Here is a 22,368-nt window from a genome sequence, read left to right as displayed (position 1 = left end):
GTTTAATTTCAACCTTTATTTCTAATTGTAAATCAATATAATTTATATAAAAATATAACCATTAACCTGAACATTTCTTCAAAAGGCATAGAGATAAATTAGCCCATAATTGATACCTGTGGTTACCAACTATGGGCTAAGATACAACCTTTGTTTCTGCTTTAAGATGCATATGGAGGAAATAAGGATCTGCTCTCACTCCTTTGTTGAAGATAACACAGTCTGTTTCACCCATTTTTTTCGATTTCTTTGGTCAATTATCCATCGGTACAAACTTTGTATACCTAGTATCAGAGAGATGATGACCCCGCTAGCTGCTAGGATTAATGCAAAGTATTCTACAGGATTGTATGCAAGTATATTTCTCCAGTTGATTCTTCCGATAAAATCATTTACTACAAGCCCCATTCCAAGCATTTGACCTACTACTCAATAAACTCTCTAGAGATTGTTTAGCTTCCTTATATATATCTTTTTTTCTTTATAAGAGTACATTCAGTTTAAAAACTTAAAAACAATAAAACAACTCCACATAAAAATAAGTAGCCATACTATGATAATAATTGAACCTGCAACCCAGTTTTTAGGTTTTTCATTGTGAATGAGCTCTTCTGCTTTTAGTGTGCAGTCCTCTATTACATTTTTAGGCAGCATCTTCAAAGCAATCATAATTCCTAAAGGAACAATGATTATATCGTCAATATAGCCTAAAACCGGTATAAAATCAGGAATTAAGTCGATTGGACTGAAGGCATATGCAACAACACAAGCAGTAAATAATTTGGTATACCAAGATACTCGTTCATCTTTATAAGCTAAGTATAAGATAAATAGCTGCTTTTTTAACTTTTTAGCCCACAGCTTTAATTGATTAAGCATGTTTCCTATTCTCCTTATGGACGGTTTAATATAATGTGAAAATCGGTTTTATTTTTTGTTTAACTGCATGTTTCTTTTATGAGTAAATTCAAAACTATACGAATAACTGATTAATGCAGTCATCTTGATTTGCAGCTAGTTTAGGAACAGCTCCAACAGGAACCCAATAATAGAAAAAGATTAATCCTGCATCTTCCCCTTCAGAATTCACCTTATATTCCCACCTTTCTGCCGTTTCTTCTTGAACTTCTAAATGAAAAACATGTCGTTCATGATACTGACTTTTACTTTCATGATGATAAACGTATGTTTTTATTTTGTTCACCGATAAAAAATCCATTAACCCAGACTCTTCTTTGACCTCTCTATATAAAGCTTCTTCAATTGTTTCTCCTTCTTCTACAGTACCGGCTGGAACTTGAACTCCTGCTTCTGGATAATCTTTGTGTTCGCAAACTAGTAACTCTGTATAGGGCTCATTGAATCTAGTTATGTAAGCCATAACTTTTGTTATCATCGTTTTATCTTGCATATTCGCTTCCTTCTTTAATAGATACTAATTACAAAATTTCTTTTTCAACAAACTTCTTTGGTAAATTACACATACATATGTTGGGTTGGTATAAACTCGCTTTTAAAATCTATGAGATAGACAGGCTATGATTTATTTCCAATCGTTGTTTCTAGATTCAAAAAACCATTTATCGACGTGTAAATTTATGGTAATATTTATGTCATACAGCTCAAGGAGGTTAAAAATGGCTATAATGTACTTGATTGTTATAACTACAGTTGCTTGCTTACTTTTACTTTCATACAAACTGGGCAGAACAACATCCTCTTTAAAATATACAATACCTTTAATTGCAGGAATAGTTAGTCTAAGTGTTGTTGTCATAAGCTATTTTTACGGAGGATTAACTGGTATGGGAATTGGAGTAGTTAATTTTGCTATTTTTATAGGATCAATTATATCTATAATCATCCTATCGTTAAGTGAGATAATAAAAAGTAAAGAAAGCCCCATGAATAAATCTTAGAGCTTTCTTTGCTTTCTAAATAGATTTATTCATATTGTCCTTCTTAAAAATACCTATCAGAAGAGTAACGACTCCGATTAAAAAGAAAAGCGGCAATAATAACATCATTAAACCAACTGCTGCAAAACCATCTCCTTGATTAATACCAAACAGAATAGAAACAACCCATGAAAAGAATGGAGTTATTATTAATATAATAGTCGTTCCCCATACTATATATTTTCTTTTAGCTAACTTTCCTTGGCTTAGTCCACTCGCAAACATAAGACCTAATACTAAAACAGTTAATGCGATTCCTATTGCCATTTCATCCCCGCCTTTCTCATAATGAAAAAGTTTTATCTTTCAACCTAGCCCCAGCTTTTTAGCTCTAATGCTACTATGAATATATTTGTGATGACAAATGAGATTAATCCTTTTTTTATAATGCATAAAAGCCCATTAGACTGACAAGCTATTATTTATGTTAGATACAATCCTTTTTAACTCCTTCAAATCATCTATTACCACATCAGCCTGCGCAAGCTCAGCTTCTTGAGCAAAATCAAAATTACACCCCACTGCCATTAAACCATTATCTCTTGCAGCATTGATATCAGATAGGCGGTCTCCTACTACTGCAGCATGTTTGATATCATATTTTTTTATAATTGTTTTGACTAAATCACCTTTATCGAGGGTTTGGATTTGTTGAATACTAAATGTTTCTGTCACCCAATTATTCAAATCGTAATGGTCTACAATTGCTTCTAAATATTCTTTTAAACCGTTACTTGCTATGTAAATGGAACAATTATTTTCTTTTAAATAGCTAAAGACCTCTTTTGCATTGGGATATAAAGCACCTTTCCCTTTTCTTATATTCTCCACTAAGCTTTTCAAAAAATAGTCATCCGTATACTTTCTCATTTCATCTGAATGAATAGGTAATAAAGCTTCCCATACTTTTGGTAAAGGTACACCCATAATCTCACGATACTTATCAATAGGAGTACTAGCGTCCCATTGATTGATTGTGCGCAAATGGTTAAAGGTATCATCAAGCGATAATTCTAAAATCTTATCTGTTTGAAACAGCGTTCCGTCCATATCAAAAATCAGTGATTGCAACATTAAGTATCTCCCTCTTTCGGCAGTATTAAATATGTATTTATATATAATACCATAAAAAGGAAAACCTACAGTTGTTAAAAACCATAATGAATGTTCTCAGCACAAAAAGCACCTAATCATTTATAGGTGCTCTTTTTAACTTTACATACTTTCTTTGAAATAATAAATGAAAAAGTCGCTGCTATAATAGAACTTAAAAATGGATAATTAAAAGAAAAAATACTGATCGTTGAGCTACTCAAATGCTGTGAAGTCTCAGGTACATATGTAAGTGTAAGAAATAGCCCAGAAACAATTTGAAAAGCAAACAGTAACACTATAAAACTACCAATAAACACTGCATAATTTTTCAAAATGGCTCCTCCAGTACTCTTAATTTATAAACCTCATATTATTTTAAAAATAGGGACACAACGATAAAGCCTATAATCAGTACAGTAATAAGTATACCTAGCCCCTTCCATCCTAAGCTGCCTGCTAAACCAGATAGGTTTCCAGCTTCATTTCTATTAAATGCATCATTCATATTCCCTGCGGGGTTTCTTTTTAACTCTTCGTATTTTAATCTCTCTCTTTTTCTTTCGGGTGTTTCTTTTTCTTCGTTCATTATTACACCACCATTTTTAAAATACTATAACATATTATGGTTAAAATATAAATTAATGGTTTTTGTTAGATCCCTTTTCTTATACTAACTGTACACATTTCTTTTTTTAATAAGTATGAAACACCACGTTGTAATGAAGAAGTATACAGATCTATTTAATATAATTACTATTACAAAAACCTACACCAAAGAGATCCTCTTTATTTAAGGGATCTCTTTAATAACCTTATACTAGATACACATCCTTCAAGTTTTTTTGTGTAAGCTTATTTATGTAAAACATCTTCTTTTGTGATTACTTTTTCATAAATTAATGGTTTAGTTCCTGCTTCTGGCAAAAGATAAATAAAGACAGTAAACGTAAGTTGGAGGGTTGAAACTACACTCAAAAATAGAAAAAGACGTTCCTTGTCCTTAAACCATATTACTAAACATAAGACTAGAGATATTAACGACAAAAATAAAAAAAGAAAAAAGCTATATGAATAAGGAACACCATAATGATAAGAAATATCTAAAAAGAAAAATACTATATAGAGAAGTATAAAAGCTGACGGTACTACTTTAGTAAACGTACTCAATAGGAAAAAACCCTTTCTGTTTATTTGTTTTAGATTTATAGCTCAAACATACTCAATTTACATAAATGAGTACATATTAAAAGCTGCAGCAAAAATGATTATTACTCATCTTAATTATTCATTTTTTGAACCAAAATGCCTCCAACTTTATCCTTGTCATCTAAAGAAAACTCAATATTGAATTTATGATTTTTATCAAAATACCCTACTATTGTTGCTCCGGTATCTTCTCTTTCGTAATAATTTTCTCCATACGCCCTAATAACATCTTTTTTGCTGTCACCAGTATGTATTCCCTTCTCTGTAGCATACTTGTCACTAAGCAAATAATATCTGCTGACTTTATTATCTACTATTTTAAATTCAACATCATACTTTTCTGTACTTTTTCCATAAATGTAGGTAGTGTACGGAGGCTGCTCAGTAACCTCTATAAATTTTGGTTTCTTCCTCAAACAACTTGCTACGTCATATTTAGACCTTCCTATTGATACTGCCTTAACGTTTTCTGATTGAAGGTTTGTGCTTTTGGTGCTTGAATAGTATTTTTCTTTAGGTGTAGAAGATGGATCACAGCTAGCTACTAATAGTAAAACGAGTAGAAAAATAAACACAAAATAATTCTTAATGCGCACTGTTAGACTCCTTTATATCATTTGTTTTTACTCTGGCTCTCAGTACTTTCTAATTTATTAACTATTTTTCTTTTGCATATATAAGTCAATCGAATAGAAAACACTAACTGCAAAGTAATACATGGCAAGTATAGCTAACGTCTCATAGACAGATTCCGCAGCGCTATTTTTCACAAAAGAAAAAACAGTACGCACTACAAAGAAAACGATAGGATAGACTATAAATAGAGAATTAAATTTACGATTGATCATAATAAATAATTCCTTTATTTGGATATTCATAATTATTATAACATATAATTCTCTCTTTTATTTCTCTACATATTCAAAAATTTTTTCGTTTACATAACACCGTTTATCAACAGGACTAAATCAAAAGAAAATCTTATCAGTAGGTCTTATTTTGATTATCTATTCTTTTTGACTTCTTATCTACGATGAATTTTAAATGGCTAATAAAAATTAACAAGCCACAGATAACCATTAACCAGCGCGTAATCCCTTGATGTATAGGATCAAAAAGGTTTAATAAAGCTATTCCCAACCCAGATAACATAGCTAGATAACGTAAGATCAAGCCTAATCCCCCATTTCGGTATTTTATATCTACAATACTATGGCTTTAAACTACTATGAATATCGTATACACCTTTTGTTAACATAAAAGAAATTCTGGCTTTACTTCTACGTAATAAAGAATAAGGCGTGTGCAGCTTATATCTATACGGTATTATTAAAACAAACAGCAGCCCTGTAAATAAAGGAGCAATTATATGAAATTTAATAAGTTAATACCAGAACTATCAGTAAAAGATATTCACAAATCAAAAAAGTTTTATTTAGAGATACTTGGATTTAAACTTAACTATGAACGTACTGAGGACCAATTTACATTTATTTCACTAAACGGAGCACAAATGATGATTGAGCAATGTAATGGTCATTGGGAAACTGCTGAACTTGAATACCCATATGGCCGAGGGATTAATTTTCAAATTGAAGTAGAAAATATAGAGGTTATTTTACAAAACTTAAAGAACCATAATATTTCACTTTTTAGAGACACTATGATAAATAACTATAGTGGCTTTACTCAGAAAGAATTTATAGTTCAAGACCCAGATGGCTACTTGCTAAGGTTTTCTCAGGCTTATTCAATACAATAGTAAAACTGTTTTGATTTATGTTCGTGATTTTATCCCCCTATTCCAAGAGCGAAGAGGATCTCTTAAGCAAAAGATACCTCTTCATTTCTTAATTCATAGCTTTGCACCACACCATGGACAAAATGAAATTCCAATGATGGATGAACCACCATCATGGATAATTAAACCGTATGCCTTATTTGTTTTATCAAATAAGATAAGATTATCTGGACAATCAAACGGATCACTATGAATACCACACGTAAAGTTCGCATGATAATTCATATAATCGCAGCAATGCTTTTTCATTCGTTTTCTCCTTAACTATATGGTCACTATTACTTTTCTCGGTAAACTGAACAGTGTTCATCGGAAATACGATAATTTTCCTTACCGGTTGGAGCCGCTACCTCAACTAATTTATGTCCTAGCCGGTCCCATACCGCTACTGTATGCAAAGATACCCATTTCAGATCTCCTCTAGCAAGACGAAAAGAATAGTACCAGTTTTCAGTCCTTACTAATAAACTTCTATAAGAAAGTTCCTTTTTCTTTAAATTTTTGATTTCCAGCATAAAATCTAACATATTTTCTTCCTTAGGCACTTGAATAATTCGCGCTATAAATGTTCCGTTAGGATTTTTTTTCGTTTTATAAACTTTTTCCCTTTCTATTTCTAACTGTGGCCGCCCCCTCATATTCCTTCCCCCTGTGTATTAACAAATAATCTCAGTGCTAAGTAGAAATCTATAATTGGTTCAGTAATTCTTCTAACTTTTCTTCAATATCAGCTTCTAAATGATTTTTTGACAAATCATACAAAGTGCCTGTCCCTTTAAAATACCCACCAACGTAATACCACAACTGGATGTAATAAACGTATGCATCTTCTTCATCTGTAAATCCATCAAAGTTTATTGCAATCTGGGAACGATATTCTTTTTCTAAACACTGCTTCGAACTTAGATTTGGTAGTTGGTCGCCATCAATATCTCGGCACACCCATATTTTTAAGTTCTGCTTACCATCACGTTCAAATTCACTTCTATATTTGTGCTGAAGACTTTTGCAGTATGCCTCTCCTACTTCTTCCAACTTTACTATATCTCTTTTTAAAGTCTCATTTATTTCACTCTCAGGGACTAAAATGTATTTGTCATCTGCTTCCTGATCCTGTTTATCCATAAATAGCTTTTTCAATTTATCAAACAAGCTTTTCCCACCTATCTAAAAAAAGAATATAAGCATGTTAAATTCGACTAAAGGAATCTCATTTCTTTCCCTGAACTGCGTTTAGTCGCCATAAATAATATAATATCACCTACTTCCTTACAAGTAGATTCTTTTCCTGGAGTGCTGATTTTCTGACATACTTGTAATTCGATATTTTTTACAGTGAGCACATATGTTAAAGTGTAAAGTAGTGAAGCGAAAGGAGTAACGACAACATGGCTCAACGAATCGTCAATATGTTTTTATCTGTTTTAGCTGCTTATGGAACGTTAATTCTAACGAAACACATGAGTATTGCAAATAATATCTTTGTGACACAGATTGTTCGTCTGATCATTTGTGTTGTAGCTGTTATCATTGTGACAGGAATTACTACATACATTTTCAGAAATAAATCTTCTAATAAATAAAAGGGCAGCTATTTAAATAGCTGCCCTTTTTATTTTCCTTAATTCCTATTTTATTTCACCCTATTAAGGTCATGCATACTTTTACGCGTTTAAAGCACGTACAAATTCTTTTGCGAGGCTGATAGTAGACTGTGGATTTTGTCCTGTTAAAAGCTTTCCGTCTACTTCAATATGATCGCTCCAATTATCTTTTGCAATAAACTCAGCGCCTAGCTCACGAAGCTTTGTTTCAAGAAGAAACGGCATGTATTTATCTAACGTTGTATCTTTCTCTTCTGAATCAGTAAACGCTGTAATACGTTTTCCTTTTACAATCGGCTCACCGTTTTTAAGCTTTCCGCCTACAAGAGCTGCCGGTCCGTGGCATACCGCTGCAATTAGCTTGTCGTCTTCAGCAAATTCTGTTAGCAAACGATGTAAGCGCGTATCGTCTGGAAAGTCAAACATTGTTCCGTGCCCTCCAGGTACAAACATACCTGCAAATTCTTGTGAACTTATATCAGCTAATGATTTTGTATTCTCTAAAAGCTTTCCTGCTTCTTTGTCTTCGTCCGTCACATCATCTGTTAAGCTGTTAGGATCCACAGGCGATGTTCCGCCTTTTGGACTTGCTACGACTACTTCGTATCCTTCTTTTTTAAATTCTAAATATGCTTCAGAAAATTCCGTAAGCCAAATACCAGCAAGCTCTCCGTTTTCCATTGTATGTCCATTTGTAACAACCATTAAAATTTTTGAATTTCCTGTCATGATTTACTCATTCCTTTTTCATTTATTATTTACATACATGTATCTTTAATAATTCATTTATCTCTTTGAATATGTTCTCCGGTATTATTTGATGAAAACATGGTAACTTTTTCTTAATAATAAAAAGAACAGGTAAAAATAATGGTGAAATTATACGAAGAAATAAGTGCTTTTTTATAGTTTAAAGATTATACAGAGCATTTTATATACAGTGTGACAAGTCTTCACTTTAAATATTTTCATTTTTTTGACATATACATCTAATTCGATTAATATCTAATTAGATGTATATCGAATTAAAGAGAGAAGGTATTCAGCTATGCAATTAGATAAGTTGGTGAATTACCATAAAGCCGTTGGTGATCCTACCAGAATTAGAATTATTTCACTATTAAAAAAAGGATCTCTTCACGGGCAAGCAATTGCTTACAAACTGGGGTTACAGCCTTCAACTATCACTCATCATATTTCAAAGCTAAGAGATGTAGGAATTGTTTATCAAAGAAGACAAGGGAACATTGTTTATTTTTATCTAGACCTTGAAAGACTTGAATATAACTCGAAGGCTATTTTAAGTATTGGAGAGGATTCGATGGAAAATCAAGACAACCATTTACAGGATAAAGACAAATTATCTATTGTTAAAAACTTTATAAATAGTGACGGTACTTTAAAAATCATTCCAAGTCAAAGAAAGAAAAAGAACGTGATATTAGCCTATTTAATACGTGATTTACAGCACGGAAAAACGTATCAAGAAAAAGAATTAAATGAACATATTAAAAAATATCATGAAGATTATGCAACGATTCGCAGAGAGTTAATTATGCAGCATTTTATGTATAGGCAAAATGGAGAATATGAGTTAAATCCGAAAGAGATGTGGCCCGTTATTTTTTAAAATGAGCGTAAAAACGTTCATTTTTTAACCTTTCTAATTCGATATGTATCTAATTAACATGTGTTATTTCAAATAGAATTAAAGTAAAAATGTAATTTCCAAAATGAAAAAAGCCAACGTTTTGGTAAGCATGTGACATTAATTTCATTCTCCTATATGCTGGCACAGCAGCCATATTAGTTTGCTTACTGCTTACCCTAAAAGCATCTGCTTTGAAAAAAATCATAAAACCTCTGTATGCAATAAGGATTATCCTCTACCAGTTAAATTAGTGAATAATCCTTATCATACTTTATTTATCTTTTAAAAAACTATAAAAGTGTTTTAACCATAATAAAGTCTATTTGTTCTTCGTCTCCCATATAAAACGAGTGAGATCCAGTTTGAACAAATCCCTGTTTCTTGTAAAAAGCAATCGCATTTTTATTTTTTTCCCACACGCCTAACCACATTTTCTTTTTATTAAGTGTCGTTGCTATCTCTACTGCTTTATTAAATAAATGTTTACCAAGCCCTCGTTTTTGAAAGCTGTTACCTATATAAATTCTTTCAATTTCAAGCGCTTCTTCCCCCATCTCTTCAGATTGAGCATCATCCGTATTAACCTTTAAATAACCTGCAATTTCATGATTAACATACATAAAAAAGAATTGCGAGGACGTATTTGATAGTTCTTTTTCTAACTGTTCGACTGTAAATGCTTTTTCTAAATAAGCTTTCATGTTTTCAGGTGAATTTTGATCTTTAAACGTTTCATTAAATGTTTTGTAGCTAATATTTTTAAGGTGATTTACATCTTCAAGAGTACATTTTTTTATATCCATCATCACTGACATGCGCCTCTCCTTTATATCCTCAATAATTTCTCTTATTTCCTTTTTTGACAAACTCCCAGTCTGTTTCTATATTTTTCCTTACTCTTTGAACCAGCTTAAGAATGGTATCTGCTTCTTCCTGGGTAAAACCTTCTAATGCCACTTTATCAGAATAATCATTTTCTCTTTTTATAAACGGATATACGTTCTTGCCCTTTTCAGTAGGAAAAAGGTTTTTATTTTTTTTATTGTGGAGATCGTCTTTCTTCTCAATAAAACCATTCATTTCAAGCTTTTTTATAGCCCGAGCCGCTGTTGTTCGATCTACTTTTATCATCTCAGCTAACTTTTCTTGAATGATTCCGGGATTTTCACATATTCGCACTAAATACAAATACTGCCCCTTAGACAGGTCATACTCTTTAAATTCTATATTACTAATCGAATCCAATGCTCTTGCTATCATTCCAATTTCACGCAGAATTTCACTCATAAATATCTCCTTCGCACATATTTTTGTTGCAAATACAATAAAAATAATATACGTTTAATGTACCTGAAAATAGTTGCATTTGCAACAAAAAATAATGAATAAAGGATCTGATTACAGTGAAATATGTTGTTTATGCAGGAGGAATTTTACTATTAACTCTGGGAATTGCTTTGACGATCCAATCCAACCTAGGAGCTTCACCTTTTGATGCACTTTTAGTTGGACTATCCCTAAACGTAGGTCTTAGCGTTGGAAGCTGGGAAATGATACTTGCCAGTGTTTTAATTTGCGTCAATGCTCTTTTAAGCAAACAAAAGCCGGAAGTACTGGGACTGTTGACCGCATTCATTACGGGTCTTGGTATTGATATATGGCTTTTTTTATTAGAGAGTTGGGCTCCCTTTGAGATATGGTACAGCAAATTATGTTGTTATGGAATTGGTTTAATCATTATAGGTGTAGGAACCTCTGCCTATTTACATACAAATTTTGCACCCATTCCAATTGATCGCTTAACATTAATCATACAAAAACTAGTTAAAACAAATTTATTTCTCGCAAGAACATTGATTTACTTCACATTTTTACTAGCTGCAATGATTTTAAACGGACCAATTGGTGTTGGAACGTTATTAACCGTGTTTTTAGGCGGCGTGCTGCTTAATTTTTTTATGCCCATTACTAAAAGAGCATTAGACTGCATTTTAACAAACTCTCGTATATCACAAAATCATACTAAAGATCATAAACGCTCCATTACATAACTGAAATAGAACGTTTATGTACAATCATCATTCACATATAAAAATCGGATCTCCAGTTAGAGATCCGATTTTTATATGTGATTAGTTTACACTATTTACTTTGCTTCAGCTTTAATAATAAAAGGCAAGCGCTCCAATATCATAAAATCTCTGTACAGGAAACTCTTCTTTGCAAGAGATAATGTTAAAAGAACTTTGTTTAAGCTCTTCTATTACTTTCTTTAAATTCCAATTGCAAAACTCTTTATTTATTGGAACCCCTATACATTCATTGATTCGTGAACAGTCTAACCCTCCCACTTGCTGCGTGAAAAACGTGCCTTCCTTTGACAAAATCCTTCTTACTTCTGAAGCACAAAAAGATTCGTGCTGGTTCAAAATCAAATCAAATGTATCATCTTTAAACGGTAAGTTTTCGTCTTCAGTTCGTTCAACAACTTTGACACCAAGCGGTTCTAAACGTTTTTTAGCGATTGGAACGTTAGGTTTTTATCCTTCTGTAGTATACATAACGCGAGGAAAAGGCTGTAACAAAGATAAAAATTCTCCTCCTCCTGTTCCTATATCTAAAGCGACATTAGAGTTTTGAATAAGACGAAAAGCTTCACTTCCGTATGACCACGAAAGCATGTCGCTATCCATATGACCAGTACGAGTAATAATAGAAAAATCCCATCCAGTAAAATCAACGTTTGTATTGTTTACAGCGTTTAAAAAATGTTTGTCCGTTATCATATTAAACTCCTCCTTTTTATAGCTAGCATTAATCATCTATCCTAAACTAGTAAAAGGCGGACCACGGACATATAGACAGCGTTGTTATGTTTCATGTGCTAACGTATTCACACTAACCGCTCCTTTATTAAAATTACGTATGCTTCATTTGCTTGTCCATTCATATGTAATATCGGGTAATTGCTCTTCGTTTTCACATCCTCTTTTTATAATACTGAAGCCGTGTTTCTCGTAAAACCTCTGGGCATTTTTATTTCGTTCGAATGTACGTAATATTAATTTTCCATTTGATTCTGTCTTGGCTCTTTCGAGTAAAAGCTGTCCGATTCCTCTTCCTTGATAATCTACATGAACGTACAGCTGGCTAATTTCATCAGCATGATAAGCAATCATTCCTACTATTTGTTCATCCATTAACGCTAATTCAATTTTATAGTGTGCTGACAATATATGATTTAAAAAATAGACATGACAGTCAAAACTGTGCATTTCCATTTGTTCAATCGCTTTTCTTTACTATCTCTCCACATTTTTACCGTTGCCTCAGCAAATTGAGGATGATAGTGAACAATATCAACATTAAAATGGGCCATACATTTTCCCCCTTCCCTGTCATAGTGCTATTTGTATTTTCAATGTCGTTATCTAAGCTTGAAGCTTCTCAAAGTCTTGCTTTAATAAAGAATACATATACAAATCATCAAATTTCCCACCCGTAAATTCGTAGCTTCTTAATAGACCTTCTTTTATAAAGCCATGCTTTTTTATTAATTTTTGTGAAGCAGCATTAGCGGGCTCTATTAATGCTTCAATTCTCCGCAAATTTAAATGTGTAAAACCATATTTTATAACGGCGCCCAATGCCTCATTAGCAATCCCATTCCCCCAGTAATCTTTGCTTAGCTCATATCCAATTTCTGCACGGTAATGGTTATGAACTCTATTAAGAAATCCGCAGCTGCCAATAATGTCATCCTGTTCTTTAAGAGTAATACCCCATCTTATTCCAGATTTTTCGTTTAAGATTGATTTATACCACGCAATCTCATTTAAAGCATCTTCAACCGTTTTAAAAGGCTCTAGTCCGTAGTGTTTCATTACTTCTTTATCAGATAAGTATTTTAAAATATTGCTTGCGTCTTCTGTTTCAAATTCCCTTAGGGTAAGCCTTTTTGTTTTAATGACGGGAAAATAATTTGACACCTGTACCTTCCCTCCTATTATTCATTAACTAAACGGATCTTTTCTCACAGCTTTATCTAATTTAAATAACCGCTAATAAGAAATTTCTTTTATTATTACTGAATTCCTTTTTAATACTAAATATTTGTCGAGAAATGAGTAAAAAAAGCACGTATAACTTCATTTTAAAATCAGAACCTTCATTTCTTTTATATTTGTTAGTTATAAAAATTAAAGGAATGAAAGCTAGTAATGAAGAATTCTTTTCTAACTAGTCTAAATGAGATAATAAGGAGAAAAAGATGAAGCTGTATGGTGATTTTAAAAAAGAAGATTGGCTAAATGTATTAAAGCTATCAGAAAAAGAGCTGCCTAATGCATTTATTATTCATGGTGAGTGGGTATTTCAAGATAATATAAATTTATGGAAAGAGATCTTATCCACTGATGTGCATATGCCTAAATGGAACACGGTAATAGGTAAGTTAAATAACAGAAATATAGGATTTGCAAATGTGTATGGCAGTCCGATGGCGTCAAACATCGTACATCAATTTGCCGGCAGCGGAACCGACTTATTTATTCAAACGGGATATTTTGGAGGCTTATCTTCCACTGTACAATATGGAGATATCTTAATTGTATCTGCAGCAAAAATGCAGGATGGCGTATCACACTGGTATTTACCAGAACAAACGCTTGTGGAAGCTGACAAAGAGCTAGTGGAAGCCGCCTGTAGATATTGTGAACAAAAAGGCTACAGCTATATAAAAGGACATACGGTCAGTATGGGTGCCATGCTGATCGAGACGCATGACATGGTAAAGGAATGGTCGCTTGCAGGTTTTCTCGGTGTGGATATGGAGACAGCTACTACTTTGGCCATTGCTCATAAATTTAATAAGCGCGCTGTCGGCTTATTAAATTTATCAGACCACCTTCTTCACGGCGACACTCTTTATTCGTATACAAAGAACAGAGAGTTAATGGAAAGTGAAACTGATAAAGCAATTCGCGATGTAGCTCTTTATTTAAGCAGTACATATTAAAATAGTGCAAAGAAAACAAGATAACTGGGCAGTTATCTTGTTTTCTTTGTTTCCTAGCTTTTTACATCTGAGGTCTATAGCTTGTGTATAAAGAGGAGCCTCTTTGTTATCAGCATTTAGATTTTTATTTGTTTATTGTTTAAACCGGCTTCCAACGTATCACACAGTGCTAATTTATAATTGATTCGTTCTAAATGCAGATAGGTTTGTGCCATGTCTGCTTCCACTTTCTTTTTATGCTGAAGCATCATGTTTCTACGTTCGCTAATTGTACTTTCGCCTTTTTTATATGACTCTATATACTGCTTAATCTCGGCAAGCGGCATCCCTGTTGCACGTAAAGCTAAAACAAACTTGACCCACTCGATATTCTGGTCGTTGTATAGAAGCTGATCATGTTCATTTCGTTCGATAAACGGTAAAATACCTTTCTTTTCGTAGTATCGCAGAGTGGGCGCAGACAGCCCCGTTTTTTTGCGTGTCTCTCATTCTCATTATATAAGACATTAAGAAGCATTCAGCACTTTCTGCTCCTTTTTTTCCTTCTCTTTAATTAGTAAGACACCTAACAACCCCATCATTGAAAACAAAATGGGAATCATAAAAGCATAATGATAACCAACATGCAGTGAACGCTCGGGGAATAAATCCAGGACATTTCCGAAAATACTAGGTAATAATACGGCGCTTAAAAAGCCTCCCATATTGGCAAAACCTGATACAACTCCTACTTCTTTTAGTGAGAAAGATTGACGTACTACGGCAAAAGTCAAAGCACTTGCGCCGTTTCCGAAGCCGATGATAAAAAGCAAAATAACGACTAGCATGAATGAAGGTTTCACGCCGGAAAGTAATAACCCAGTCCAGCTAAACACCACAATAAGATGAATAAGTGAATAAATTTTTTTAATGGAATTTAACCTGCTTGATATCCAGCTGATTAAAGGTCCGCCAATCATAGCGCCAAACAGACCATACATAATAAGCTGACTTGCATCAGCGCGAGATAAATGGAACACATTCATTCCATAAGGAACTCCCCAAGAACCAATAAAACCGATATATGTACCAACTACACCAAAATGACAAAGAAATGTTGCCCAGGCTTGGCGAGTCGTCATCACTCTCCTTAGGATCGCCCATACACTTTCCGGAGTCTTAACAGAGGATTTATTTGTTTTAGCATCATCTTGAAATAATCGTTTAGGTTTTACCACCAAAACGACATAAAGCAGGTAGGATACCGCCATTAAAACTAGACCTATGCTAAGAAAGGGAACTCTCCAGCCTGAAAATGAAATCCACATAGACAAAGGCACGGTAGCTGATAATGAACCTACACTTCCTACCAGCCCAATTAAACCTAATAGCTTTACAAACTCATTTCCCTTAAACCACTGACTTAAAATTAACACTAAATTGACAAAAATCATGGAGTCTCCCGTACCGACTAGTAAACGAGAGAAAATTAACACATATTCGTTAGGAGACGTGCTGTAGATAAGACTTCCTATTCCCGTTAAAAGCGACCCTATAATCAAAAATCGATTGGGACCGTATCGGTCAGAAAGTAAACCAATAGGAATCTGAAGACCTGCATATGCTAAAAATTGTATACTAGTCATTAATCCTATAACAGACGCTGAAACGTGAAAATCTTTCATTAACTGTTCTGTAATAAGTCCAGGGGCTGTTCGTTGACTGACAATCAAATAATACGCTAATAAAGCGGTTCCAAAAACAACCCATCTGTAGCTACTTTCCTGTTTGTTCATTTTGACAGATCCTCTCATGTATAATTTTTCTGCGTAGAAATGCTGGTGGAAAATGTTTAAGAGATGAAGATATTGATAGAATGAAGGTCTGTTTGATAAATAAGGCGCTATTGCGGACAGCTCTTCTTTTTATCCTTGTTTTTCCTTTCTATTATAATTTTAAGTTTTTAAAGGTGATTTTTCAATGAGGGATGTAATCTTGTAATATACCTTTTGCAATTTCTTTTCACTATTAGATATCCAAGTTAAAGTCGTTCTCGCCATTTTTCGGGTGTAAAAAACCTTAATAATGACCCATAAATAACCTATATTACACATAGAGCTTTTAAAAAAAGCCTTCTTTCACTATTTTGCCGGTGTTCAATAAGTTGGTATAAAACTTGCATGTTCATTTATGAATACTTATTAAAGGAGGAGAACTTTATGAAAAAAGCTGAACGTAAGAAAAGTATTAAAAAGCAGGTCATTACTTGTGCTGTTCTCGCGGCATCTCTTTTACTTCCAATCTCCACTTCCGCTGCTTCTGCACCTTATACGCTTTATCAAGTCGGAAGTACTGCAGACAAAGCTACTAGTACAAGCTTCGGACAAGTCTATATGGGCGGAAGCATCGATGTAGATGAAGCATTCAAATGGATGATTCAAAAGGCAAACGGCGGAGATTTCTTGGTTATAAGAGCGACGGGTACTGACGCCTATAATTCATATATCTATGACCTCGCCAAAAGCATAGGTAAGCCCCTTAACTCTGTTAGCACAATTGTTGTCGATGATTTAATAAGAGCAGGTTCAGACTCTTCTTTAATTGACAAAATTAACAAGGCAGAAGGCATCTTTTTTGCTGGAGGCAATCAAGCTGATTACGTAGATTTCTTAGAAGGATCCCCAGCTCTTACAGCCTTAAATAATCGTATTAATCAAGGCATTCCTTTTGGAGGAACAAGTGCCGGCACCATGATTCAAGGTGATCACGTTTATGACTCTATCTCAGCAGGCTCTACAACTTTAGATTCGAAAACAGCGCTAAACAATCCCTATAGTTCTCTTATTTCTTTTACAGATTATTTGATTCAAACCCCGCATAATAATAACATTCAAACAGACACTCATTTTGAACAACGAGATAGAATGGGACGCTTTTTAACATTTCTTGCACGTAATATCCAAGACGGAGAAGAAACTGGAACAAGCGCCAAAGGAATTGCTGTTAATGAACAGTCAGCGCTTCTGGTAGAAAAAGATGGTTCAGCTAAAGTAGTAACACAGCCAGGCTCTACAAACGCAGCTGTTTATCTAGCTAAAACGAATAAGGCGCCTGCTACTTGTATAAGCGGTCAGCCGCTGACGTTTAATAACGTTTCTATCTATAAACTATTTAATGGCAGCACTTTTAATCTTTCCACTTGGACAGGTTCTGGAGGGTTAGCTTATACTTTAAACGTAAACGGCGGTGTTATTACTTCCTCTACAGGAAAAGTATACGGAGGAAATCAGCCGTAAACGCCAAGTCTATGACGACACTATTTTATAGAAAAGGGAAACTTGATTAGTGAAGTTTCCCTTTCTTCCGTATATTAAGGATTGATTAAGTGCTGTTTTGTTTTTAAATGATATAGATAATGCAGTCCTTTTTCTGTTATTTTCGTTCCTGCTCTGCCTCTGCGTTTTATAATATACTCTCTTTCTTCTAGTACATCCAAACGATTTCTCACCTGCTGTTCTGTAAGAGTAAAGCCTTTTAAATGCTGTGTAATCCACTTTCTGCTTGCTGCTTTTCCTGTATCATTACACTGCTTTATCGTTTCTAACAGAGCGTGATTTTCTTGAAGTTCGATCAAGTCAACCGATTCATTTTCAATTTCATGTAAAGTATGCTCCTCCTTTTGACTACTAAGCCTATACTCTACGTCTTTTGCTTTCACTTCGTTTTCATCGCAGACAGTAAGCAAATACTCGATGACTCCTTTTAATTCTCTTATGTTTCCTAGCCATTCGTATTCGATAAGCAGCTTCATCGCTTCTGGATGGATATGCGTCCACGTTTTTGATTTAGAAATAAAATGATGAATCAGTAAAGGAATATCGGTTCTTCTATATCTTAAAGGAGGAATCGTTAAAGATAATACGTGTAAACGATAGTACAAATCTTCTCGAAACAACCCTTCTTTCATTTTATGTAGTAAATTGTTGTGAGTAGCTGCTATTATTCTTACATTGATCGGAATAACTCTTGTCCCTCCTACCCGTCTAATTTCTTTTTCTTGAAGCACTCTTAAAAGCTGAGTTTGTAAACGCGGACTGATATCGTAGGGTAAGAACCCGGCGCCTTAAGACCTCTCGGTCTTAGGTTTCCGAGAACTCCCCCCCGAACCGTACGTACCCCTCTCAAGGTATACGGCTCTCCATCTTTTCAGTCTAGCTTCCCATTATGCAGGTCATGATGACACTTTCGACAAAGTACCATCGTTTTACGACTTCTTGCTATCATCTGTCTTTCCCATTTCTTTTTCCCTTTAAGGTTCTTTAACTTTCGAACATGATGAACTTCCATTGAGCCTTCTTCAGCCTTACACCATTCACATTGATTAGCCATCAACCTTTGGATAAGCGATGTTCGGGATTGGTATGATACTTCCGAAGGAAGTTTTTCTATATCCTTTTTAGTTATAGGAGCTTTATTCCTACGAAATCCCTTATCATAAAGCACTTCCGTTTTCTTACCGGACTTTGTCATATAACTGACTTGGAATATTCCGTTCACCATAAATTTTTGTTTAGCTTTACCTAAGGTAGTACGGTACTTATTTGCTAAGGTTTTGTACATAGAATATTCAAGAAGATACTTATAACTGTTTAGATGGCACACATTAACTGCCAGTTGGTAATATTGATAGGTTCCACGTATCTGGGCGTTATAGTTTCTTAAAATCTCAAGAGGAACCAATTTAATTAACTCTGGACGGTGCATTGGTTTCCATTGACCTGTCTTTTGGTTGACCTTTATTACCCCTTTTTTAAACAGGCGACTATAAACAAGATCAGTAGGCATATATAGTTCACATTTTAACGAGAATGCTCTTGTTTTTATTCCATCGCTTCGTCGTTTAGAGTGAAAATCTCGCAAAACTTTAACGTCATATCCTAAAAATCGAGCCTTATGCCTCGTATTTGTTATAAGTGTTTTCTCCTCGGATAATGTTAGCTTAAGTTCTGATTTCAAGAAATTAGCAATGTCTTTTTTTACCTTGTACGCATCTTCCTTGCTTCCAATAACTCCAATGAGAAAGTCATCTGCATATCTAACATATTGGATTCGTTTATAATTCTCATCCATCGGATATCGTTGAGGAATACGTTCTCTTTCAGCTAACAACTCATGTACCTTATTGGTTAATTCTTTTTCCCGTACTTCATCTATTTCCTTGGATTCCCTCAGTTCTTTCTTAACCCTGTTTATTTGATGTTGTATTTTAGAATAAGCTGGGTTTATCCTTCTAACTTTTCCTACATCAAAAGTTGACTTATACCGATTTATAAAATTATCTAACTCATTTAGATAAATATTTGCTAGTAAAGGGCTAAGAATACCACCTTGTGGTGCACCACTAAACGTTTTATGAAACTTCCATTCCTCTAAATATCCGGCTCTAAGGAACTTCCATATAAGCGAAATAAATTGTTCATCATCTATCCTCTTCCTTAGGGTATGGATAAGGATATGATGATTAATATTGTCGAAAAAACCTTCGATATCACCTTCAATGAACCATCTACTCCCAGTAAAGGTTCCTTTGACCTGAATTAGTGCTGTATGGCAACTTTTTTCAGGGCGAAAGCCATGAGAGAACTTACTAAAGGTTGGTTCATAGATGGATTGTAATAGGTTTTTGATGACTTCTTGAACTAACTTATCTTCTACGGAAGGTATGCCCAACGGACGCTTTTTTCCATTTTTCTTTGGAATATAAACTCTTCTTACTGGTTTTGGTTGGTAAGAATAATCTCGTAACTTATCAATTAGTGCTGAGATTCTTTCTGTAGACATTCCGTCAATGGTCTTTCCATCTGTTCCAGCAGTCATGTTTCCTTCGCTGGCGTATATATTTTGATAGGCATCAAGAAAAAATAATGGGTTATACAGATTTCGATATAATTTTTTGTATTTATATCCTGCTTTGTTACTGTGAGATGCTAGATTTCCTAATACGATTTTTGGGCTTCGCAAGAGCCTCACGCCCCTTCCCAATTTAATATTAGTCGAAAAGACTGTTCTCCTTTGCCTTGTACGAGGCTTTCCCTCGCTCTGACTACTACGAGAACTCCGTTACCATATTGGATTTTCATGAGCCACATACCTTGCTTTTTACACTTGGTATCATCCTCAATAGCCTCCTTACGAGGCGTTCCAAGTTAGGTAATCCCCATTTAGTACATATAGAAACTAGACTAATTATGATGTCGGATGCCACTTTCGTCCGTTACTTGTTATCCAAGTTAGCCAGTCTTTGGTCTGCCATACGTATCACGTATGTTCAATGGAAACTTTGGCAATATTTCCATTCTTGACTGCGAAGCGTTTCAATGACCCTTCACTTCGGGCGACGATACTCCACTTTGGACTATGGTTCACGCAGTTTAGCATTCATCCTTATTCATAACATTTTTTACCTTGCCCCTCAGTCGTACCTAGGTCACTTTGGTAACTTAGGGCTTTCCTTGCATGCTCTGGTCCCCTCCGGGTTTCCCCTTGTGGGTAAGCAAGGCGGTAAATGGGTTAAGCGCAGACTCCCATCTCTTGTCTAAGGAGATTCTCTATATGCCCGTATGGGCGCACACCAATTTCATCCAGGAAGATCGTACCTTTATCAGCGCTCTCAAACAGCCCTTTTTTGCCACCTTTTTGGGCTCCTGTAAAACTGGCTTCTTCATACCCAAACAGCTCACTTTCTAGCAATGTATCGGTCATGGCACTGCAATTTACGGCAAGAAACGGTCCGTTTTTACGTGTAGAATGATTGTGGATAGCCTGAGCAAACAGCTCTTTTCCTGTACCGGTTTCTCCTTGAATTAAAATAGGGTACTCAGTAACCGCCATTTTCCGGGAAATTTCAATCGTTTTAAGCAAAGCTGGGTGTTCTCCGATAATATCTTGATAATTATACTTAGCAGAAAAGCCGTTTTTTCTAAGTTCTGACTGCGCTTTTCCTTCTATTTCAACAGCTTGATTCACACTTTTAAACGTTGCTACCGTAGTATTGCTTTCCTGAATCATAGACTTATAGATAACCATTTCGTATCCGTTTACGTTAAAGTACTGACTTTTCTCGTCGGACGATGTAATAAACTCCACAAGGCCTTCGTTAGAAATGACATGTTGAATTTCACGATCTACAACATCAGAAGAAGATAGCTGAAACAATGATTCTAACCTTTTATTAAATAACGTAATTCTTTTATTGAAATCCACGGCCAGGATCCCATCTTCTACTACATTTACAACACTCTTTACATGGAGGTGAAGTTCTTTCATTTGCCCTTCTGCTTCTATTAGCTTTTTTTGCAGCTCAATAATATTTCGTAAATAGCGATCCCAAATAATTGAATGATTAGACTGATTAAAACCAAATGATTTTATAAGTTCAAAAATGGTCGCCATATCAAAAAGCCTAACGCCTATATCAATTACATGTTTTACATATGGCGGACATAAGTGAATCTCACCCGGAGAAACAGCAACTTCCACACCTTCGTAATAGGTCTTTTGCTTTTTAAAAGGAATAAACTGAACATGATTAATACCTACTTGATAGAGAGATTCTATTAATTTAAGGGTTTCTTTATCGTCATCGTTTACAATTAATACTTTTGTATGGGCGGGGATTTGCAGCAATTCATTTATATGCTTATGGTGAATCGTTCTATTCCCTACAATTTCATGTGCATGCTGAACGTCTAATCTGTCCTTCATTTCGTGCTTTATACTCTCTGATGAGTAGAGGACAACATCGCCATCAATTTCCCCCGGTAATTCTTCGTCAATCGCAAAGCATTCAATAAAAATGTAATCGTCTAGCAACTCTTTTAATTGATCGTGCAAAATGATTCTAGTTTGCTTGCTTCCTGTTATTAAAACTAATTTCTTTTTCATCGTATGAACACCTTTCTACAGGCCTTTAAATTTGCTTGCCTTCAGAGATTAGTCTTGGAATACTGTACCTATCATTTTATACGTTGCCCTGCATTTCATCTAGCGGACGTTTG

General features: G+C 34.5%; 25 protein-coding genes and 3 pseudogenes. 7 read left to right on the top strand and 21 right to left on the bottom strand.

From position 1 onward, the window contains the following. Positions 1-495: 495 nt before the first annotated feature. Positions 496-879 carry a YkvA family protein gene (locus BG04_RS19540; protein ID WP_034653151.1) on the bottom strand — a complete coding sequence of 128 codons (384 nt, stop codon included), beginning with the start codon at positions 877-879 and terminating at the stop codon, positions 496-498. A 94-nt stretch (positions 880-973) separates the two neighbouring features. Next, on the bottom strand, positions 974-1,411 hold the full coding sequence (locus BG04_RS19535; RefSeq protein WP_034653153.1) for an NUDIX hydrolase: 438 nt from the start codon (positions 1,409-1,411) through the stop codon (positions 974-976). Positions 1,412-1,637: 226 nt separating this feature from the next. Between BG04_RS19535 and BG04_RS19530 the strand changes: the two genes are divergently transcribed. Continuing rightward, positions 1,638-1,919, top strand: coding sequence for a YesK family protein (locus tag BG04_RS19530; RefSeq protein WP_034653155.1), 282 nt, complete (start codon positions 1,638-1,640; stop codon positions 1,917-1,919). A gap of 15 nt (positions 1,920-1,934) precedes the next feature. On the opposite strand, the gene BG04_RS19525 is transcribed toward BG04_RS19530, so the two are convergent. The 4 genes from BG04_RS19525 to BG04_RS19505 form a co-directional block, all read right to left on the bottom strand. Continuing rightward, on the bottom strand, positions 1,935-2,225 hold the full coding sequence (locus tag BG04_RS19525; protein ID WP_034653157.1) for a hypothetical protein: 291 nt from the start codon (positions 2,223-2,225) through the stop codon (positions 1,935-1,937). Positions 2,226-2,360: 135 nt separating this feature from the next. Next, positions 2,361-3,032 carry an HAD family hydrolase gene (locus tag BG04_RS19520; protein ID WP_034653159.1) on the bottom strand — a complete coding sequence of 224 codons (672 nt, stop codon included), beginning with the start codon at positions 3,030-3,032 and terminating at the stop codon, positions 2,361-2,363. A gap of 391 nt (positions 3,033-3,423) precedes the next feature. Beyond that, the gene (locus tag BG04_RS19510; protein ID WP_034653162.1) at positions 3,424-3,639 is read right to left on the bottom strand and encodes a DUF6366 family protein; all 216 of its coding nucleotides are present in this window, start codon (positions 3,637-3,639) and stop codon (positions 3,424-3,426) included. Positions 3,640-4,330: 691 nt separating this feature from the next. Beyond that, positions 4,331-4,855 (bottom strand): hypothetical protein, encoded by a 525-nt coding sequence (locus BG04_RS19505; protein ID WP_034653163.1) that lies wholly within the window; start codon positions 4,853-4,855, stop codon positions 4,331-4,333. 773 nt (positions 4,856-5,628) lie between these two features. On the opposite strand from BG04_RS19505, the gene BG04_RS19495 reads away from it, so the two are divergent. Beyond that, positions 5,629-6,021 carry a bleomycin resistance protein gene (locus BG04_RS19495; protein WP_034653168.1) on the top strand — a complete coding sequence of 131 codons (393 nt, stop codon included), beginning with the start codon at positions 5,629-5,631 and terminating at the stop codon, positions 6,019-6,021. A gap of 93 nt (positions 6,022-6,114) precedes the next feature. Here BG04_RS19495 and BG04_RS19490 read toward each other — a convergent pair whose 3' ends face one another. Genes BG04_RS19490 through BG04_RS19480 form a run of 3 tightly spaced genes read right to left on the bottom strand, consistent with a single transcriptional unit; the run spans position 6,115 to position 7,212 of the window. Beyond that, positions 6,115-6,309 carry a DUF6980 family protein gene (locus BG04_RS19490; RefSeq protein ID WP_034653169.1) on the bottom strand — a complete coding sequence of 65 codons (195 nt, stop codon included), beginning with the start codon at positions 6,307-6,309 and terminating at the stop codon, positions 6,115-6,117. A gap of 29 nt (positions 6,310-6,338) precedes the next feature. Then, positions 6,339-6,698: a hypothetical protein gene (locus BG04_RS19485; protein WP_034653170.1), complete on the bottom strand. Its 360-nt coding sequence runs from the start codon at positions 6,696-6,698 to the stop codon at positions 6,339-6,341. Between the two features lie 49 nt (positions 6,699-6,747). Further along, on the bottom strand, positions 6,748-7,212 hold the full coding sequence (locus BG04_RS19480; RefSeq protein ID WP_034653172.1) for a hypothetical protein: 465 nt from the start codon (positions 7,210-7,212) through the stop codon (positions 6,748-6,750). Between the two features lie 236 nt (positions 7,213-7,448). On the opposite strand from BG04_RS19480, the gene BG04_RS19475 reads away from it, so the two are divergent. Continuing rightward, a complete protein-coding gene (locus tag BG04_RS19475) occupies positions 7,449-7,643 on the top strand; it encodes a hypothetical protein (protein WP_016763633.1) in 195 nt (64 codons plus the stop codon). Between the two features lie 81 nt (positions 7,644-7,724). Here the strand turns inward: BG04_RS19475 and BG04_RS19470 are convergent, their stop codons facing one another. Then, a complete protein-coding gene (locus BG04_RS19470; RefSeq protein WP_034653174.1) occupies positions 7,725-8,393 on the bottom strand; it encodes a type 1 glutamine amidotransferase domain-containing protein in 669 nt (222 codons plus the stop codon). A gap of 319 nt (positions 8,394-8,712) precedes the next feature. Between BG04_RS19470 and BG04_RS19465 the strand changes: the two genes are divergently transcribed. Then, the gene (locus tag BG04_RS19465; protein ID WP_034653176.1) at positions 8,713-9,294 is read left to right on the top strand and encodes a DUF2087 domain-containing protein; all 582 of its coding nucleotides are present in this window, start codon (positions 8,713-8,715) and stop codon (positions 9,292-9,294) included. Positions 9,295-9,605: 311 nt separating this feature from the next. Here BG04_RS19465 and paiA read toward each other — a convergent pair whose 3' ends face one another. Then, positions 9,606-10,130, bottom strand: a complete 525-nt coding sequence (gene paiA / locus BG04_RS19460) for a spermidine/spermine N(1)-acetyltransferase (RefSeq protein WP_016763629.1) — start codon at positions 10,128-10,130, stop codon at positions 9,606-9,608. 19 nt (positions 10,131-10,149) lie between these two features. Next, positions 10,150-10,602 (bottom strand): MarR family winged helix-turn-helix transcriptional regulator, encoded by a 453-nt coding sequence (locus tag BG04_RS19455; protein ID WP_034653178.1) that lies wholly within the window; start codon positions 10,600-10,602, stop codon positions 10,150-10,152. Between the two features lie 116 nt (positions 10,603-10,718). Here BG04_RS19455 and BG04_RS19450 point away from each other — a divergent pair, with 116 nt between their 5' ends. After that, positions 10,719-11,366 carry a YczE/YyaS/YitT family protein gene (locus BG04_RS19450; protein WP_034653180.1) on the top strand — a complete coding sequence of 216 codons (648 nt, stop codon included), beginning with the start codon at positions 10,719-10,721 and terminating at the stop codon, positions 11,364-11,366. A gap of 117 nt (positions 11,367-11,483) precedes the next feature. Here BG04_RS19450 and BG04_RS31415 read toward each other — a convergent pair. The 3 genes and pseudogenes from BG04_RS31415 to BG04_RS19435 all read right to left on the bottom strand — a co-directional run. Next, positions 11,484-12,101: pseudogene (locus tag BG04_RS31415) on the bottom strand (class I SAM-dependent methyltransferase); the annotation flags it as partial. A gap of 144 nt (positions 12,102-12,245) precedes the next feature. Beyond that, positions 12,246-12,694, bottom strand: a pseudogene (locus tag BG04_RS19440) (N-acetyltransferase family protein). Positions 12,695-12,746: 52 nt separating this feature from the next. Continuing rightward, complete coding sequence (locus BG04_RS19435; protein WP_034653182.1) at positions 12,747-13,304, bottom strand: GNAT family N-acetyltransferase; 558 nt, start codon at positions 13,302-13,304, stop codon at positions 12,747-12,749. A gap of 281 nt (positions 13,305-13,585) precedes the next feature. Here BG04_RS19435 and BG04_RS19430 point away from each other — a divergent pair, with 281 nt between their 5' ends. After that, complete coding sequence (locus BG04_RS19430) at positions 13,586-14,332, top strand: phosphorylase family protein (protein ID WP_013082525.1); 747 nt, start codon at positions 13,586-13,588, stop codon at positions 14,330-14,332. Between the two features lie 116 nt (positions 14,333-14,448). Here BG04_RS19430 and BG04_RS31775 read toward each other — a convergent pair whose 3' ends face one another. The 3 genes and pseudogenes from BG04_RS31775 to BG04_RS19420 form a co-directional block, all read right to left on the bottom strand. Then, positions 14,449-14,658 carry a MerR family transcriptional regulator gene (locus tag BG04_RS31775; RefSeq protein ID WP_305954803.1) on the bottom strand — a complete coding sequence of 70 codons (210 nt, stop codon included), beginning with the start codon at positions 14,656-14,658 and terminating at the stop codon, positions 14,449-14,451. 27 nt (positions 14,659-14,685) lie between these two features. Beyond that, a pseudogene (locus BG04_RS31770) lies at positions 14,686-14,781 on the bottom strand (MerR family transcriptional regulator); the annotation flags it as partial. A gap of 57 nt (positions 14,782-14,838) precedes the next feature. Further along, positions 14,839-16,107: an MFS transporter gene (locus BG04_RS19420; RefSeq protein ID WP_034653185.1), complete on the bottom strand. Its 1,269-nt coding sequence runs from the start codon at positions 16,105-16,107 to the stop codon at positions 14,839-14,841. A gap of 423 nt (positions 16,108-16,530) precedes the next feature. Here BG04_RS19420 and BG04_RS19415 point away from each other — a divergent pair, with 423 nt between their 5' ends. Next, complete coding sequence (locus BG04_RS19415) at positions 16,531-17,607, top strand: cyanophycinase (protein WP_034653187.1); 1,077 nt, start codon at positions 16,531-16,533, stop codon at positions 17,605-17,607. Between the two features lie 74 nt (positions 17,608-17,681). Here BG04_RS19415 and BG04_RS19410 read toward each other — a convergent pair whose 3' ends face one another. The 3 genes from BG04_RS19410 to BG04_RS19400 form a co-directional block, all read right to left on the bottom strand. Further along, the gene (locus BG04_RS19410) at positions 17,682-18,377 is read right to left on the bottom strand and encodes an AAA-type ATPase lid domain-containing protein (protein ID WP_230586577.1); all 696 of its coding nucleotides are present in this window, start codon (positions 18,375-18,377) and stop codon (positions 17,682-17,684) included. 140 nt (positions 18,378-18,517) lie between these two features. Further along, on the bottom strand, positions 18,518-20,332 hold the full coding sequence (locus tag BG04_RS19405) for a reverse transcriptase/maturase family protein (protein ID WP_177623026.1): 1,815 nt from the start codon (positions 20,330-20,332) through the stop codon (positions 18,518-18,520). A 549-nt stretch (positions 20,333-20,881) separates the two neighbouring features. Then, positions 20,882-22,255 (bottom strand): sigma 54-interacting transcriptional regulator, encoded by a 1,374-nt coding sequence (locus tag BG04_RS19400; RefSeq protein ID WP_230586578.1) that lies wholly within the window; start codon positions 22,253-22,255, stop codon positions 20,882-20,884. Between the last annotated feature and the right edge of the window lie 113 nt (positions 22,256-22,368).

This window comes from Priestia megaterium NBRC 15308 = ATCC 14581 (genome assembly GCF_000832985.1).
Classification (GTDB): domain Bacteria; phylum Bacillota; class Bacilli; order Bacillales; family Bacillaceae_H; genus Priestia; species Priestia megaterium.
This window is presented reverse-complemented; position numbering and strand designations above follow the sequence as displayed.

What these genes read in the sequence shown, in the direction of transcription:
- BG04_RS19525 (WP_034653157.1), bottom strand. Translation starts at nt 2,225, where the DNA reads ATGGCAATAGGAATCGCATTAACTGTTTTAGTATTAGGTCTTATGTTT.
- BG04_RS19530 (WP_034653155.1), top strand. Translation starts at nt 1,638, where the DNA reads ATGGCTATAATGTACTTGATTGTTATAACTACAGTTGCTTGCTTACTT.
- BG04_RS19400 (WP_230586578.1), bottom strand. Translation starts at nt 22,255, where the DNA reads ATGAAAAAGAAATTAGTTTTAATAACAGGAAGCAAGCAAACTAGAATC.
- BG04_RS19415 (WP_034653187.1), top strand. Translation starts at nt 16,531, where the DNA reads ATGAAAAAAGCTGAACGTAAGAAAAGTATTAAAAAGCAGGTCATTACT.
- BG04_RS19455 (WP_034653178.1), bottom strand. Translation starts at nt 10,602, where the DNA reads ATGAGTGAAATTCTGCGTGAAATTGGAATGATAGCAAGAGCATTGGAT.
- BG04_RS19495 (WP_034653168.1), top strand. Translation starts at nt 5,629, where the DNA reads ATGAAATTTAATAAGTTAATACCAGAACTATCAGTAAAAGATATTCAC.
- BG04_RS19470 (WP_034653174.1), bottom strand. Translation starts at nt 8,393, where the DNA reads ATGACAGGAAATTCAAAAATTTTAATGGTTGTTACAAATGGACATACA.
- paiA (WP_016763629.1), bottom strand. Translation starts at nt 10,130, where the DNA reads ATGTCAGTGATGATGGATATAAAAAAATGTACTCTTGAAGATGTAAAT.
- BG04_RS19430 (WP_013082525.1), top strand. Translation starts at nt 13,586, where the DNA reads ATGAAGCTGTATGGTGATTTTAAAAAAGAAGATTGGCTAAATGTATTA.
- BG04_RS31775 (WP_305954803.1), bottom strand. Translation starts at nt 14,658, where the DNA reads ATGCCGCTTGCCGAGATTAAGCAGTATATAGAGTCATATAAAAAAGGC.
- BG04_RS19510 (WP_034653162.1), bottom strand. Translation starts at nt 3,639, where the DNA reads ATGAACGAAGAAAAAGAAACACCCGAAAGAAAAAGAGAGAGATTAAAA.
- BG04_RS19540 (WP_034653151.1), bottom strand. Translation starts at nt 879, where the DNA reads ATGCTTAATCAATTAAAGCTGTGGGCTAAAAAGTTAAAAAAGCAGCTA.
- BG04_RS19535 (WP_034653153.1), bottom strand. Translation starts at nt 1,411, where the DNA reads ATGCAAGATAAAACGATGATAACAAAAGTTATGGCTTACATAACTAGA.
- BG04_RS19475 (WP_016763633.1), top strand. Translation starts at nt 7,449, where the DNA reads ATGGCTCAACGAATCGTCAATATGTTTTTATCTGTTTTAGCTGCTTAT.
- BG04_RS19420 (WP_034653185.1), bottom strand. Translation starts at nt 16,107, where the DNA reads ATGAACAAACAGGAAAGTAGCTACAGATGGGTTGTTTTTGGAACCGCT.
- BG04_RS19465 (WP_034653176.1), top strand. Translation starts at nt 8,713, where the DNA reads ATGCAATTAGATAAGTTGGTGAATTACCATAAAGCCGTTGGTGATCCT.
- BG04_RS19485 (WP_034653170.1), bottom strand. Translation starts at nt 6,698, where the DNA reads ATGAGGGGGCGGCCACAGTTAGAAATAGAAAGGGAAAAAGTTTATAAA.
- BG04_RS19520 (WP_034653159.1), bottom strand. Translation starts at nt 3,032, where the DNA reads ATGTTGCAATCACTGATTTTTGATATGGACGGAACGCTGTTTCAAACA.
- BG04_RS19490 (WP_034653169.1), bottom strand. Translation starts at nt 6,309, where the DNA reads ATGAAAAAGCATTGCTGCGATTATATGAATTATCATGCGAACTTTACG.